Annotated in this window: 17 protein-coding genes; 10 read left to right on the plus strand and 7 right to left on the minus strand. The window is 74.0% G+C overall.

The genetic code is table 11. The features are described 5' to 3' along the window. The first annotated feature begins 4 nt into the window (after window positions 1–4). From AB0J76_RS20175 to AB0J76_RS20205, 7 genes are read left to right on the plus strand one after another with little or no spacing between them, the layout of a single operon-like run. The gene (locus AB0J76_RS20175; RefSeq protein ID WP_352328138.1) at window positions 5–1315 is read left to right on the plus strand and encodes a sugar ABC transporter substrate-binding protein; all 1311 of its coding nucleotides are present in this window, start codon (window positions 5–7) and stop codon (window positions 1313–1315) included. Next, window positions 1312–2277 (plus strand): ADP-ribosylglycohydrolase family protein, encoded by a 966-nt coding sequence (locus AB0J76_RS20180; protein WP_352328139.1) that lies wholly within the window; start codon window positions 1312–1314, stop codon window positions 2275–2277. Before AB0J76_RS20175 ends, AB0J76_RS20180 begins: the two co-directional genes overlap by 4 nt. A 6-nt stretch (window positions 2278–2283) precedes the next feature. Further along, the gene (locus AB0J76_RS20185; RefSeq protein ID WP_352328140.1) at window positions 2284–3243 is read left to right on the plus strand and encodes an ADP-ribosylglycohydrolase family protein; all 960 of its coding nucleotides are present in this window, start codon (window positions 2284–2286) and stop codon (window positions 3241–3243) included. Beyond that, window positions 3240–4379, plus strand: coding sequence for an ADP-ribosylglycohydrolase family protein (locus AB0J76_RS20190; RefSeq protein WP_352328141.1), 1140 nt, complete (start codon window positions 3240–3242; stop codon window positions 4377–4379). The genes AB0J76_RS20185 and AB0J76_RS20190 overlap by 4 nt, the downstream gene beginning before the upstream one ends. Then, window positions 4376–5716, plus strand: coding sequence for an ADP-ribosylglycohydrolase family protein (locus AB0J76_RS20195; protein WP_352328142.1), 1341 nt, complete (start codon window positions 4376–4378; stop codon window positions 5714–5716). Before AB0J76_RS20190 ends, AB0J76_RS20195 begins: the two co-directional genes overlap by 4 nt. Further along, the gene (rbsK, locus tag AB0J76_RS20200; protein ID WP_364390088.1) at window positions 5713–6606 is read left to right on the plus strand and encodes a ribokinase; all 894 of its coding nucleotides are present in this window, start codon (window positions 5713–5715) and stop codon (window positions 6604–6606) included. The genes AB0J76_RS20195 and rbsK overlap by 4 nt, the downstream gene beginning before the upstream one ends. Window positions 6607–6664: 58 nt before the next feature. Beyond that, complete coding sequence (locus AB0J76_RS20205; RefSeq protein ID WP_364390089.1) at window positions 6665–6883, plus strand: hypothetical protein; 219 nt, start codon at window positions 6665–6667, stop codon at window positions 6881–6883. Between the two features lie 121 nt (window positions 6884–7004). On the opposite strand, the gene AB0J76_RS20210 is transcribed toward AB0J76_RS20205, so the two are convergent. Next, window positions 7005–7703 carry an FCD domain-containing protein gene (locus tag AB0J76_RS20210; protein WP_352329814.1) on the minus strand — a complete coding sequence of 233 codons (699 nt, stop codon included), beginning with the start codon at window positions 7701–7703 and terminating at the stop codon, window positions 7005–7007. A 202-nt stretch (window positions 7704–7905) separates the two neighbouring features. Here AB0J76_RS20210 and AB0J76_RS20215 point away from each other — a divergent pair, with 202 nt between their 5' ends. After that, window positions 7906–9582 (plus strand): 2-isopropylmalate synthase, encoded by a 1677-nt coding sequence (locus tag AB0J76_RS20215; RefSeq protein WP_352329815.1) that lies wholly within the window; start codon window positions 7906–7908, stop codon window positions 9580–9582. Here the strand turns inward: AB0J76_RS20215 and pyrF are convergent. Continuing rightward, the gene (gene pyrF / locus AB0J76_RS20220) at window positions 9563–10369 is read right to left on the minus strand and encodes an orotidine-5'-phosphate decarboxylase (protein ID WP_352329812.1); all 807 of its coding nucleotides are present in this window, start codon (window positions 10367–10369) and stop codon (window positions 9563–9565) included. The genes AB0J76_RS20215 and pyrF overlap by 20 nt on opposite strands. Window positions 10370–10495: 126 nt before the next feature. Between pyrF and AB0J76_RS20225 the strand changes: the two genes are divergently transcribed. Beyond that, window positions 10496–10972, plus strand: coding sequence for a DUF2283 domain-containing protein (locus tag AB0J76_RS20225; RefSeq protein ID WP_352329810.1), 477 nt, complete (start codon window positions 10496–10498; stop codon window positions 10970–10972). 81 nt (window positions 10973–11053) lie between these two features. Here AB0J76_RS20225 and AB0J76_RS20230 read toward each other — a convergent pair whose 3' ends face one another. After that, window positions 11054–11437: a hypothetical protein gene (locus AB0J76_RS20230; protein WP_352329808.1), complete on the minus strand. Its 384-nt coding sequence runs from the start codon at window positions 11435–11437 to the stop codon at window positions 11054–11056. 51 nt (window positions 11438–11488) lie between these two features. Here AB0J76_RS20230 and AB0J76_RS20235 point away from each other — a divergent pair, with 51 nt between their 5' ends. Beyond that, window positions 11489–12292, plus strand: a complete 804-nt coding sequence (locus tag AB0J76_RS20235) for an HAD hydrolase family protein (protein ID WP_352329806.1) — start codon at window positions 11489–11491, stop codon at window positions 12290–12292. A gap of 119 nt (window positions 12293–12411) precedes the next feature. On the opposite strand, the gene AB0J76_RS20240 is transcribed toward AB0J76_RS20235, so the two are convergent. The 4 genes from AB0J76_RS20240 to AB0J76_RS20255 form a co-directional block, all read right to left on the minus strand. Continuing rightward, complete coding sequence (locus tag AB0J76_RS20240) at window positions 12412–12615, minus strand: hypothetical protein (protein WP_364390092.1); 204 nt, start codon at window positions 12613–12615, stop codon at window positions 12412–12414. 38 nt (window positions 12616–12653) lie between these two features. Further along, complete coding sequence (locus AB0J76_RS20245) at window positions 12654–13262, minus strand: TIGR00645 family protein (RefSeq protein WP_352331531.1); 609 nt, start codon at window positions 13260–13262, stop codon at window positions 12654–12656. A gap of 335 nt (window positions 13263–13597) precedes the next feature. Further along, complete coding sequence (locus tag AB0J76_RS20250; protein WP_352326739.1) at window positions 13598–13816, minus strand: hypothetical protein; 219 nt, start codon at window positions 13814–13816, stop codon at window positions 13598–13600. A gap of 81 nt (window positions 13817–13897) precedes the next feature. Next, window positions 13898–14254: a helix-turn-helix domain-containing protein gene (locus tag AB0J76_RS20255; RefSeq protein ID WP_352326738.1), complete on the minus strand. Its 357-nt coding sequence runs from the start codon at window positions 14252–14254 to the stop codon at window positions 13898–13900. Window positions 14255–14314: the final 60 nt, after the last annotated feature.

Genomic DNA, 14314 nt, shown 5'->3' on the forward strand with positions numbered 1-14314 from the left:
TCATATGCGAATCAAGTCCGCATTGGCGGCGGCGGCCGTCGTCGCGTTCGCCGCCGCGTGTGGCGGCAGCGGAGGAGGGGGCGGCGGAGAGGCCGCCTCCTCCGGCGAGCCGGTGAAGCTCAACTTCCTCAGCCTGGCCTGGCAGAAGGAGTCCGTCGCGGCCAACAAGCAGCTCGTCGAGGAGTGGAACAAGGCCAACCCCAAGACCCAGGTCACCTACGTGCAGGGCAGCTGGGACAACGTCAACGACCAGCTCGTCACCCAGTTCGCCGGCGGCACCGCGCCCGACGTGATCCACAACGACTCGCCGGCGCTGGCCGGGTTCGCCTCCGACGGCTACCTGCTCGACCTGACGAGCAAGCTGCCCGCCGACCTCAAGAGCGACATCCCGCAGTCCGCCTGGGACACCGTCACCTTCAACGGCGGCAAGGGCGAGCAGGGCATCTACGGCGTGCCGTTCCTGCAGGAGTCGCAGGTCATCATCGCCAACAAGAAGCTCCTGGACGCCGCCAAGGTGCGCGTCCCCACCGCGGACAACCCGTGGACCTGGGACGAGTTCTCCGAGGCCGCCAAGAAGATGACCAAGGGCGGCACGTTCGGCGTGGCCTGGCCGATGAAGTCGCCGGTCAACAAGACGCTCAACCTGGCGCTCAACTTCGGCGGCACGTTCTTCCAGACCGCAGACGGCAAGACCACGGTCAAGGTCGGGCCGGAGGAGCGCGAGGTGCTCCAGCGCATCCACGACCAGCTCTACAAGGACAAGTCCGCCGACCCGGCCGCGCTCGGCCAGGGCACCGCCGACCCGCTGCCCGCCTTCTACAAGGGCAAGTTCGCGCTGCTGCCGGCCGGCGTCTACCTGCGCCAGCAGGTCGCCGAGCAGGCCCCGGACGACTTCGACTGGGTGACGCTGCCCGCGCCGAAGGGCACCAGCGCCCAGCAGGGCGCGGTCTCGCAGACGCTGTCGATCGCCCAGGACAGCAAGCACCCCGACGAGGCCATGAAGTTCATCTCCTTCTTCCTCAACGGCGCCAACCAGGCCAAGCTCGCCAAGGGCGACTGGCTGCTGCCGACCTCGCAGACGGCCGCCGCCGACCCGGCGATGACCACCCAGGACAACGGCTGGGACGTCGCCACCGCCTCCGCCAAGAACCTGGTCGTGGCCCCGTTCCTGAAGGTGAACGGCTTCGACGAGTGGAAGAGCAAGGTCGCCACGCCGGTCCTCCAGGAGTACTTCGCCAATAAGATCACCATCGACGACGCGGCCAAGCGGCTCGTCGAGGACGGCAACCAGGTCTTGGAGCGGTACCAGCAGTGACTCATCGCCTGAGGGCCCGGGGGTGCCTGCTCGGCCTGGCGGCCGGCGACGCCCTCGGCGCCCCCGCCGAGAACCTGTCGCCGTCGGAGATCCGGCGGCGGTGGGGCCGGCTCACCGAGATCGAGGGCGGCGGCACCGACGACACCGAGTACGCCATCTTCGCCGCCTCGCTGCTCGTCCGGCACGGGCACGCCCTGACCGCGGCCGACGTCGCGCGGGCGTACCGGCAGGAGATCATCCCGTCGGTGGCCGGGCCGATGCGCGGCGCCGGCTTCTCCGAGCTGGGCACCATCGAAGCGCTCCGCCGGGGGCTGGAGCCGCCGCTGACCGGGCGCGTCCACCAGCACGGCTGGTCCGACGGGCTGGCCATGCGGGCGGCGCCGTACGGGATCTTCTGCCCCGGCGACCCGGCCGAGGCGGCCCGCCTGATCGAACAGGACGGGCTGGTCAGCGGGTCGGGCGAGGGCATACTCGGCGGCCGCGCGGTCGCCGCGGCCGTGGCCGCCGCCATGGCGGGCGGCACGCCCGCCGCGGCCGTGGCCGCCGCGCTGTCGGTGATCCCCGCCGACTCCTGGACGGCCCGCGCGGTCGTCAGGGCGCGCGACGTGCTCGCCACGGGCGCGGACGACGACCTGGCCCTGATCGAGGCGCTGCACGAGGCCGTCGTGGTCCGGCACTACCCCTGGACCGACCTCGCGCCCGAGGCCGTCGCGCTGGCGCTGGGCGCCGTCCTGGCGGGCGGCGGCGAGGTGGAGGCCACGGTGACGTTCGGGGTCAGCCTGGGCCGGGACGCCGACACGATCGGCGCCATCGCCGGCGCGGTCGCCGGCGCGATCCAGGGAGAACAGGGCGTGCCCGGACGATGGGCCGCCCGGATCGGCCCGGTGAGCGGGAAATGCCTGCCCGTCGTGGCCGGAAGACACGTGCTGGACGTCGCCGACGAACTGGCGGAAGGACTGTAGATCATCATGTCGGGGGACAGAATCAGGGGGGCCTTCATCGGGCTCGCCGTGGGCGACGCCGCCGGCTGGCCCGCGGCCAGGCACCGCGCCGCCCTGCACGCGCCCTGGAGCCGGCGCCTGCACCGCGAGCTGGACGCCTTCGCCGAGGAGCACCGGGTCACCACGCTGCCGGTGCCGTTCGCGCTCAACCAGCCGATCGCGCCGCTGGCGGTCGGGCCGTCCGACGACGCCGAATGGCTGGCCTGGACGCTGCTGACGATCGACCGGCCGCGGGCCGCGGCGTTCCGGGAGCTGACCGGCGTCCGGGCGCGCATCTCGGTGGCCACCGCGCTGGACAACCTGGCCAGGGGCGTCGACCCGCCGGCCTCCGGGCACGACAACCCCCACCACTTCGACGACGCCGCCGCCGTACGGGCGGTCGCGTTCGGCGCCCTGGGCCAGGACCCGACCGAGGACGCCCAGGTGACCAACGCCGGCGACGGCCTGCTCGGCGCCCAGGCCATGGCCGCCGCCGTGGCCGCGGCGGTCGCGTCGGGCTCGGTGGGTCAGGCCGTGGAGGCGGCGCTCGCCGTCCTGCCCGGCGACACCGCCATCGGGCACAACGCCCGGGTGGCGCTGGCCGCGGCGCGGAAGGCGGGCGACCCGTTCGGCGCGGTGCCCGCGCTGGACGCCGCGCTGCTCGACCACGTCTACAGCTACGGCGTCGGCGCCGCACAGACGGTGCCCGTCGCCCTGGCGCTGGCCGAGGCGGCGGGGGGCGACCTGGCCCGCGCCGTCCCGGCCGCCGCCTGCCTGCCGGCGCTCGCCGACTCGGCGCCCGCGCTGACCGGGGCGCTGGCGGGGGCCGCCAGTGGGTACGGCGCGATCCCGGAGGGGTGGCTCGCGCCGGCCCGCACGCTGGCGGGCTGCTGCCTGCCGGAGCTGGCGGGCAAGGATCTGATCGAACTGACGAAAGGAATCGCATGACGCCGCTTGAGGACAGGGCCACTGGCTGCGTGGCGGGGGCGGCGGTCGGTGACGCGCTGGGCGGCGCCACCGAGGGCTGGACTCCCGAACAGATCGTGGAGCGGTACGGGGGCCGGGTCGAGGGCATCGTGCCGCCGTACAACGAGGACTGGCGCAACGCCCGGCCGATCGCGCCCTACCACAAGGGCGACGGGCACATCACCGACGACACCCTGATGACGCACGCCCTGATCCGCGTGTACGAGAAGGTCGGCGGGCACCTGGGCGCGTACGCGATGGCCGACCACTTCGTGCCGGAGCTGATGGGCGAGCGGCGGTGGATCCCCGAGCTGGAGGCCGAGGCGCTGCCGCTGCAGCGGATCTTCCTCGCCGAGAAGTGGATCGTGGCCCGCCTGCACTACGGGCACGTCGACCCGCGCGAGGCCGGCGTCGGCAACATCGTCAACTGCGGCGCGGCCATGTACGTCGCGCCCGTCGGCATCGTCAACGCCGCCGACCCCGACGCCGCCTACGCCGAGGCCGTCGACCTGACCGGGGCCCACCAGTCCAGCTACGGACGCGAGGCCGCCGGCGTGATGGCCGCCGCCGTCGCCGAGGCCATGCGGCCGGGCGCCACGGTCGACTCCGTGGTCGCCGCCTGCCTGCGCCTGGCCAAGGACGGCACCCGCGCCGCCATCGAGGCGGTCTGCGAGGCCGCGGCCGGCGTCGGCCACTGGGACGGCTCCTTCGAGGTGCTGCGCGCCGCCGTACGGCCCTTCGACACGGTCGCCGACACCTACCGCGACCAGGGGCTCGGCGCGCGCCGGCCGAGCCGGGTGCACAGCATCGAGGAGCTGCCGCTGGCGCTGGGCTTCCTGGTCGCGGCCAAGGGTGACGTCCGCGACACCGTGCTCGGCGGCGTGAACTACGGCCGCGACGCCGACTCGATCGCCTCCATGGGCGGAGCGATCGCGGGCGCCCTCGGGGGGCTGTCCGCGGTGCCCGCGCAGTGGGTGGAGCAGGTGGGGGCGGCCAGCCGTACCGACCTGGTGGCGCCCGGCCTGGCGATCGCCGAGGTGGCGCGCCGGGTGCACGCCGACGACCTGGCGCGGCGGCGCGCCCACGAGGCCGCCTTCGCCGAGCTGGACGCTCGATGATCAGGCTCACCTGGGTCCAGCCGGAGGACCTGGTCGGCCACGAGCTGCGCCAGGCCGTCGAGGACGGCAGGGGCGACCTGCCGCGTCTGCGCGAGCTGGCCGCGCGGTGGCACGCGGCGGGCGGCCACGACGCGCCGCCGCGCGCCGGGGCCTCCGAGGCCGCCGCGGCCCGGCTGCGCCCCCTGGCCGAGAGCCTGCTGGACGAGCTGGCCGCGATCCCCTCGCCCCTGGCCGAGCCCTCCGAGCTGGACGCCATCGTCGCCGCCTGCCCCGACTGGCCGTCGGCCGGGACGGCGGCGAAGGCGGACCCGGCGCGGCTGCTGGGCGCCTGGCAGGGCCGGGCGGCCGGCTGCGTGCTGGGCAAGCCGGTGGAGAAGATCCCGCGCGCCGGCATCAGGCAGATCGCCGAGGCCACCGGCAACTGGCCGATCACCGGCTGGTTCACCGCCGAGGGCCTGCCGGAGGAGATCGCGCGCAGGTGGCCGTGGAACCGGCGCAGCGCGGTCAACTCGCTGGCCGAGAACATCGACGGCATCCCCGAGGACGACGACCTCAACTACCCGCTGCTGGCGCTGTCCGTCCTGGAGCGCCACGGCCGCGGCTTCACCACCGAGGACGTCGCCAAGCTGTGGCTGGACGAGCTGCCGGCCGGCCGCACGTTCACCGCCGAGCGGGTCGCCTACCGCAACCTGCTCGACGGCTTCGAGCCGCCGGAGACGGCCACCCGCCGCAACCCGTTCCGCGAGTGGATCGGCGCCTTCATCAGGACGGACGTCTACGGCTGGGCCAACCCCGGCGACCCCGCCACGGCCGCCGAGCTGGCCTGGCGCGACGCCCGGCTGACCCACACCGCCAACGGGATCTACGGCGCGATGTTCGTGGCGGCCATGTGCGCCGCCTCCCTGGTCGCCGGATCGGCGCGGGAGGTGGTCGAGGCGGGCCTGTCGGTCGTGCCGCGCGACTCCCGCCTGCACGCGGCGGTCAGCCTGGCCGTCGCCGACGCCGCCCGCGAGCCGGACTTCGAGCGTGTCATCGACCTGCTGCACCAGCGGCATGGCACGCTGCACTGGGTGCACACGATCAACAACGCCGCGCTGGTCGCCGCCACGCTGATCCACGGCGCGGGCGACTTCACCGCCACGATCGCGGGCGCGGTCGCCGGCGGCTGGGACACCGACTCGGCCGGGGCCACGGCCGGGTCCGTGGCGGGCGCGCTGAACGGCGGCGTACCCGACCGCTGGATCATGCGCGACAGCCTGGCCAGCAGCCTGACCGGCTTCGACGGGGTGGGGCTCGGCGAGCTGGCGCGACGTACTCAGGAGATGATGGCCGCATGATCTCGGTTTTCGGCAGCGCCAACATGGACCTCGTCGCGTACGTATCCCAGGCCCCCAAGCGGGGCGAGACGGTCACCGGTCACCGGTTCCGGACCGTGCCCGGCGGCAAGGGCGCCAACCAGGCCATCGCCGCGGCCCGCGCCGGCGCGCAGGTGGCCTTCCTCGGCGCGGTCGGCGACGACGCCTTCGGGGCCGAGATGCGCTCCACCCTGGCCGAGGCCGGCGTGGACGTCCGCGGCCTGCGCCAGGTGCCCGGCCCCAGCGGCATCGCGCACATCGTGGTCGACGACGCCGGCGGCAACTCCATCATCGTCGTGCCCGGCGCGAACGGCACCGTGACCGGGCCGTCCGGCAGCGATCTGGCCACGATCGCCGGGTCGCGGGCCCTGCTGCTCCAGCTCGAACTGCCCATGGAGGCCGTCGTGGCCGCCGCGGAGGCGGCCCGGGTCTCCGGGGTGCCCGCCGTCCTGACGCCGGCGCCCGCGCAGCCGCTGCCCGACGAGCTGCTCGACGCGGTCACCATGATCGTCCCCAACGAGCACGAGGCCGCCGACATCACCGGCCAGGCCGACCCCGACGCCGCCCTCGACGCGCTCCTCGAACGCGTCGAGGAGGCCGTCATCACGCTGGGCTCGCGGGGCGCGCTCTACGGCGCGCGCTCGGGCGAGCGGCTGCGGGTGCCCGCGATCGAGGTGAAGGCGGTGGACACCACGGCCGCCGGTGACACGTTCGTCGGCGCGCTGGCGGTCGCGCGGGCCGAGGGGCTGGCGCCGGCCGAGGCGCTGCGCTTCGCCTCGGTGGCGGCGGCGCTGTCGGTGCAGCGGGCGGGGGCCAGCACGTCGATGCCGGTCCGGGCCGAGATCGAGGACGCGTTGCGGGAGCTGTCCTAGCCCGTCCCTTGACGTCCGGCCGGGCGTCAAGGGACGCCGTCACGGGCAGGTGGGGGCCATGAGCCGAAAGCCCGACGACCTGCCCGCGGCGGTGGGAGGCGTGGAGGGGGAGAGCGACGTGGTCGCCGAGCGGTCCGCCTCCGGATCGCCCAGGACCCGCCGCCCCCTGTCCGCGGACCCGCCCGACGAGCTGGAGGAGCCCGTCCCGGAGGAGCCGCCCGAGGAGGACGAGGAGGGCGAGGACGTCATCCGCCCCGACGCCGGCCCCACCGCCTGACCCACCCGACCACTCCGCCCGCTTGACCCACCCGCCTGACCCGCCCGCCTGACCCGCCCGCCTGACCCCGCCAGGACCGGCCGCCAGGACCGGTCGGCGGGACCGCCCGCCTCGGCGGTCGTCAGGCGCCGGGTTTGCCGTGCAGCCGGGCGAGGGTCTGCTCCAGCTCGGCCTGCAGCAGGTCGCCGGCCGCCGCCGCGTCGCCGTCGCGGACCGCCGCCACCAGCGCGGCGTGCGCGTCGTGCCCCGGGTTGCGGTCGTGCCCGCGCAGCTCCAGCAGGCCCACCATGTCGATCAGCCCCTCCCGCAACGCCGGCGCGAACTCGGCGAACAGGTCCGTGAGCACCGGGTTGCCCGCCGCCGCTACGACCGCCGCGTGCAGCGCGATGTCGGCGTCGACGAACGCCGCGTCGTCCTCGCCCGCCGCCCGTTCGCGGGCCCGCAGCGCCGCCTCCATCGCCGCGACGTCCTCGTCGGTACGCCGGGCCGCCGCCAGCCTGGCCGCCTGCGTCTCGACCATCATGCGGACCTCGTACACGTCGGTGATCGCGGCCCGCCGCAGCCGCGCGGGCCAGTCCTCGGCCGGCTCCGCGGCGATGACGAACACCCCCGAGCCCTGACGCGCCCGCACCAGCCCCGCCCCGGCCAGCGCCCGCAGCGCCTCCCGGACCGTGGACCGGCCCACCCCGAGCGTCTTGGCCAGGGCATTCTCGCCGGGCAGCCGGGTGCCGACCGGCCAGTGGCCTTCGGTGATCTGCTCGCGCAGGTGCTGGACGGCCTGGTCGACCAGGGGGCTGCGGCGGAGGGCGCCGAGCGGCATGCGTACCTCTCAGGTTGTCTGAGGACCTGTGTTGTGGTTAGTGTAGCCGCCATGTCGTCGTACGGTCTCCTTCTTCTCGGCCGCCGCGGCGGGGCCTGACCGGACCGGCACCCCGCCGCGGTGTGCGAGGTGCCGCCGGTCGTCCGACCGCCGAAGAAGGAACGAAGACGTGTACGAATGGAACCGGCAGCGCCCCAGCGCGATGCCCTCCCACCGCTACCGGCCCGCCCACGAGCGGGTCGAGGTGCCCGTGACCGGCGAGCGCGACTGGCCCTCGCGCCGCATCACCGCCGCCCCCCTCTGGGTGCCGGTCGACCTGCGCGACGGCAACCAGGCGCTGGCCGAGCCGATGGACCCGGCGCGCAAGCGCCGCCTGTTCGACCTCCAGGTGCGCATGGGCTTCAAGGAGATCGAGGTCGGCTACCCCTCGGCCAGCCGGCTCGACTTCGACTTCCTCAGGGAGCTGGCCGAGCCCGGCGCGGTGCCCGAGGACGTGACCGTGGTGGCCTTCACCGCCGCCCGGCAGGACCTGATCGAGCGCACCTTCGAGTCGATCCGCGGCCTGCCCGACGTGGTCGTGCACCTCTACACCGCGACCGCGCCCACCTGGCGGGACGTGGTGCTCGGCCACGACCGCGACGCCCTGCGCAAGCTCGTCCTGGACGCGGCCGGCCAGATCGCCCGCCTGGCCGACGGGCTGCCGGTGCGCTTCGAGTTCTCGCCCGAGGTGTTCAACCTCACCGAGCCCGACTACGTGCTGGAGATCTGCAACGACCTGACCGCCCTCTGGGACGCCTCCCCGGACCGCCCGGTGATCCACAACCTGCCCGCGACCGTCGAGATCGCCACCCCCAACGTGTACGCCGACCAGATCGAGTACATGCACCGCCACCTCGACCGCCGCGACGCGGTGATCCTGTCGGTGCACCCGCACAACGACCGCGGCACCGGCGTGGCCTGCGCGGAGCTGGCCGTGCTCGCCGGGGCGCAGCGGGTGGAGGGCTGCCTGTTCGGCAACGGCGAGCGCACCGGCAACGTCGACCTGGTGACCCTCGCGCTCAACCTGCACTCCCAGGGCGTCGACCCGATGATCGACTTCTCCGCCATCGACGAGATCCGGCGCGTCGTCGAGCACTGCAACCGCCTGCCCGTGCACGACCGCCACCCCTACGCCGGCGACCTGGTCCACACCGCCTTCTCCGGCACCCACCAGGACGCCATCCGCAAGGGCCTGGCCCACCACGCCGCGCGGGCCGCCGAGCTGGGCATGCCGCCGGAGCAGGCGCCCTGGGAGGTGCCGTACCTGCCCATCGACCCGGCCGACGTGGGGCGCGGCTACCAGGCGGTCATCCGGGTCAACAGCCAGTCGGGCAAGGGCGGCATCGCCTACCTGCTGGGCGCCCGCCACGGCCTCGACCTGCCGCGCCGCCTGCAGATCGACTTCGCCGCGACGGTGCAGCGGGCCACGGACGACAGCGGCGAGGAGATCACCGCCGACGAGTTGTGGGCGCTGTTCCACGCCACCTACATCGCGCCCGGCGAGCGCGCCGGGTTCGCCTCCTGGCGCACGGCCGAGACCGCGCCGGGCACGCACGAGTTCGAGGGCGTCCTGGAGTCGGGGCGGGTGCTGCGCGGCACCGGCAACGGGCCGCTTTCCGCGCTGACCGCCGCGCTGGCCGCGGACGGCGTCGAGGTAGACGTCCTGCACTACGCCGAGCACGCCGTGGACGCGGGGACGGGCAGCAGCGCCGTCGCGTACGTGGAGGCCCGCGTGGGTGGCATGATCGGCTGGGGCGCCGGCCAGGACACCTCCGTGCTCACCGCGTCGGTACGGGCGGTGCTGGCCGCCGTCGACCGGCTCAGTACGTCAGGTACATGACGCACTCGTCCCGGTACTGCAGGGTCCTCGACCGCAGCCGACGCGGGTCGGCCAGCACGGCCCGGGAGACCGACGGCACGACGGAGCCGCGTACCGGGGCGAACAGCCGGGCCACGTCGGCGGGGGAGGCGCCCTGCGCGCCGAGCCCCGGTGCCAGGATCGGGCCGTTGAGGTCGGCCAGGGAGTGGTCGAGCGCGGGCAGCGTGGCCCCCATGACCACTCCCACCGGCCCGAACGGCTCGTGGCCCGCGTTGGCCGCGGCGGCCCCGGCGATCACCAGGTCGGCCACCCGCTGCTGCAGCCCGGCCGCCGCCGGGTTGGAGGTGCGGGCCAGCACGAACACGCCGGCGTCGTTGGCCACCGCCGAGGTGATCGCCACCTCCAGTGAGCCGAACCCCAGGTAGGGGCTGAGCGTCACCGCGTCGGCGGCCAGCGGGCTGCCCCGGTCGAGGTAGGCCTCGGCGTAGGCGGCCATCGTGGTGTCGACGTCGCCGCGCTTGGCGTCGAGCAGCACCAGCGTGCCGGCCTCGCGCAGATCGGCGATGGTGCGTTCCAGGACGGCGACGCCACGGCTGCCCCAGCGCTCGTAGAAGGCCGACTGCGGCTTGACCACGGCGGCCACGTCGCTGATCGTGTCGGCCACCGTGCGGCTGAAGCGCTCGAGGCCGCCCGGTGAGTCGTCGAGGCCCCAGGCGTCGAGCAACGCCGGGCTCGGATCGATGCCCACACAGAGCGGGCCGAATTTGTCCAGCCTGGCACGCAGGCGTGTGCCGAACGACTCGTTCATCTAGGCCCCCTTGCGACCCTAACGCACACTAACCCGCCGCCGCCGGAGCCGGAACGCATCGGCCCCGGATGATATGGCTCGGGCCGCGGGTCTTCCGGAAGCGGGCGTCTGGGTAGATGATGCGGCATGTACGAGATCGCCCAGCGGGTGCTGGTGCTGGAGACCGTCCCGCCGCGCGAGGTGACCGTCGCCGTCGGCATGCCGTACGAGGAGGCGGGGGAGTGGGCGTGCCCGTACCGGATCGACGGGCTGGCCGGGTGGGAGCACGAGCGCCGGGCGACCGGGCGCGACTCGCTGGAGGCGGTCGAGGTGGCGCTGGCCATGGTACGGGCGGCGCTGGCCGGCTCGCACGAGGCCAAGGAGGGCCTGCTCCAGCCGGACGACGCCGCGCCGGACCGCCAGCTCACCCGGACCGTGTACGTCAGCTGGAACAAGGAAGAAGACATCGCCTATATCGCGATGAAGCACGAAATCGTGCCAGGTGAGGCGGTACGGCAGACCGTCTCGGAGGACGTCGTCCTCGACTACGGCGCCTCGGGGGACCTGCTCGGCCTGGAGCTCCTCCACGCCGCCACCCGCCTCCCCACCGAGATGCGCCTCTGAGGAACCCTCCGGCGAGACGCGCCTCTGCGGGACCCTCCGGCGAGATGCGCCTTTTTAGGGAGCCTCCGGCCGCGCGGCCGCTCAGCCCGTCAGCAGCCAGCGCCAGCGCGGCAGTTCCAGCACCACGGTGACCACCGCCAGCACCGTGACCGCCGCCGCCACGACCGCGTGCCAGGCCACCCACGCCGCCGCCACCCCCACGACGAGCTGGAGGGCGACCAGCCCGACCGTCACGAACCCGGGCACGGCGACCAGCACGCTCCGCTTGTCGCCGGGCGTGGCGAACACCGTCGGCAGACCGATCAGCACCACGACCGACAACACGGCCAGCCACACCGAACCGGGAAGCAGCGCCCACGGCGTCGCGACCCAGGCGACCAGCTCCGACGCGAACCGGAAGGCGGAGGCGACCCGGTCGTCCGGACGCGGCCCGGACCGGGCGAAACGCCCCGAATTGGTAGACACGAGGGCACCCTACCCCCCGAGCCCCTCCCGGCCGGGATCTACGGTGGGGACGTGACCTCCGCCACCCCGCCCCGCATCGTGGCCACCGACCTCGACGGCACCCTCCTGACCTCCGCCGGGGTCGTCTCCCCGCGTACCCGGTGGGCCCTGGGCCTGGCCCGCTCCGCCGGAGCGGAGATCGTCTTCGTCACGGCCCGCCCGCCGCGCTCCATCCGCGCCATCGCCGGCCAGGCGGGCCTGACCGGCCTGGCGATCTGCAGCAACGGCGCCCTGCTGTACGACCTGGCCGCCGCGGAGATCGTCGCCAGCCGCACGATCGAGCCGCAGGCCGCCAGGGAGGTCGCCGACAGCCTGGCCGCGGCCCTGCCCGGGGCGGCCTTCGCCGTCGAGACCGGAACGGGCGTGCTCACCGAGGCCGGCTACACCAGACGGGTCGAGCACGACGCGGAGCACTACCGGGAGGTGGTCTCGGCGTGCGAGGCGGGCGAGCCGATCGTCAAGCTGCTGGTGCTCTCGCCCGCGCACACCCTCGACGAGATGTCGGCCGCCGCGGCGGCGGCCGTGGGGGAGCTGGCCGAGGTGACCCACTCCGGGGTGCCGGGGCTCCTGGAGGTCAGCGCCCTGGGCGTGACCAAGGCGGGCATGCTGGCCGAGCTGTGCCTGGCACGCGGGGTCGAGCCCGCCGAGGTGGTGGCGTTCGGCGACATGCCCAACGACCTGGCCGTGCTGGCCTTCGCCGGGGCCGGTTACGCGATGGCCAACGCGCACCCGCTGGTGCTGGCCGCGGCCGGGCACCGGACGTCCTCCAACGACGAGGACGGCGTGGCCGAGGTGCTCGAACGCCTGTACGGCTGACCCGGCCGACGTTCTCGAACGCCTCCATGGCTGACCCGGCCGGGGTTCTCGAACGCCTCCATGGCTGACCCGGCCGGGGTCCGGCGCCCGCCCGCCCCCGCGGGCGGGCGCCGGGGGGCTCAGGCGTCGTCGTCCGACACCCGGGACGTGCCCTCGCACCCGGCGGGCGCGCCGCTGAGCACCGGCAGCAGGCCGCCGCAGGTGCTCACCGGGAGCGACACCGGCTCGACGATCTCGTCGTTGAAGACGACCACGTCGCCGATGAGCGGCCGCGGCCCCTGGGCAGGCGCCGAGGCGTACGCCGCCGGCGCAGCCCAGCACACGCCGGCCAGCAGCCCCGCGCCGGCCGCCAGGGCGATCGCTAGGCGGCGGCGACCCGCTCCTGCGCGACGCCGCCGGGCTGCCGGTCCCGGTGCGCCTGCTGGACGTGCCGCCCGCCCGCCATGATCCGATCCATCACGGCCAGGGCCAGCGCCGAGACCACGAAGGTGAGATGGATCAGTGTTTTCCATACGAGTTCCCTGTCGGTGATGGCCGGCCGGGCGGCGTTGATGAAGATCTGCAGGAGGTGCACCCCCGAGATCCCGATGATCGCCATGGCCAGCTTGACTTTGAGGACGTTTGCGTTGACATGGGACAACCACTCCGGCTGATCGGGGTGACCGTCGATGCGCAGCCGCGAGACGAAGGTCTCGTAGCCGCCGATGATGACCATGATCAGCAGGTTCGAGACCATCACGACGTCGACGAGCCCGAGGACGATCAGCATGATCGTGGTCTCCGGAGGGTTGCCGCCGAACCCGAGTTCGACCAGGTGGGCGAGTTCGACCATGAACCGCCACACGTAGACGACCTGGGCGACGATCAGCCCGAGGTAGAGCGGCGCCTGTATCCACCGGCTGAGGAACATGACGTAGCCGACGCGCTCCAGCGTGCTCCGTGGCCGGGGAGCGGACTCGGACTCGGCCACGGTCAACTGTGGTGGCCTCACTACGACGTGAAGATGTTGACCCGGTCGACGATGGCCTGGACATTGATGTTCCCCGGATCGTTTCGGCCCCCTGACCCGAGGGCGATTGGGGGAACGGCGGCCGCCGCCGCCAGAGCGAGGACCGCTGCGCTGGTCAGGATTCGGAACTTCAATGGGGACTCCTCGACTGCTGCTGGTCGGGCACGGGGATTGCGCTGTCGGAGCTGGTCGGAGCTGGTCGGAGCTGGTCGGCACTGTCGGAGCTGTCGGTGGGGGAGGGCCGGTGGCGGGGGTGCGGCGTGGCTCGCCGCACCGCCCGCGCGGTGGCCGGCCGGTCAGGGATGCAGGCAGCCCGCCGCGGGGATCTCGGTCGGCGCCTGGGGGGCCGCCGGGTCCACCAGTGCGGCCAGGCCCGCGGCGGCCTCGGCCGCGCACGGAACCGCGGTGGCGGGATCGACGACGGCGTACGCGGGCGCCGCGAACAGCGTGGCGGTGAGGGCCGCGGCGAGCGCGCCTGCGATGACGGCGGCGCGGCGGCGTTGGACGTCAGGCATGAGTACCTCCTGGGAATGGTGGAATCAACCACCGACTTGCTACCCAGAGTAATTACTCAGTAACGCTGCGTTAAAGAATCCTCATGAAGCGGGGGACTGCGAGCCCGTCCACCGGTCCTGGGCGTCCATGACGTCCTCGGCGTGGTCGTGGGCCCATGCGCCGAACGCCTCGATCGGGCCGAGCAGGGAGCGTCCCAGGTCGGTCAGGGCGTACTCGACGCGGGGCGGGGCCTCGGCGTAGGCCCGGCGGGTGACCAGCCCGTTGAACTCCAGGCGGCGCAGCGTCTCGGTGAGCACCTTGGGGCTGATCCCGCCGATCTGCGCGCGCAGCTCACCTGGACGGCGCGGCCCGTGGCGCAGCGACCAGACGACGACCGCGTTCCAGGTGTTGGCGATCAGGTCGAAGGCCAGTCTGGCCTGGCAGTCGGCGAGGAACACGTAATGCCTCCGATAGGCACCGATCGGTGCGTGACGGGATTTCTAGAGTCCTTGTCCTAG

Origin of the sequence: Nonomuraea sp. NPDC049624, assembly GCF_040675255.1 — a bacterium.
GTDB lineage: Bacteria > Actinomycetota > Actinomycetes > Streptosporangiales > Streptosporangiaceae > Nonomuraea.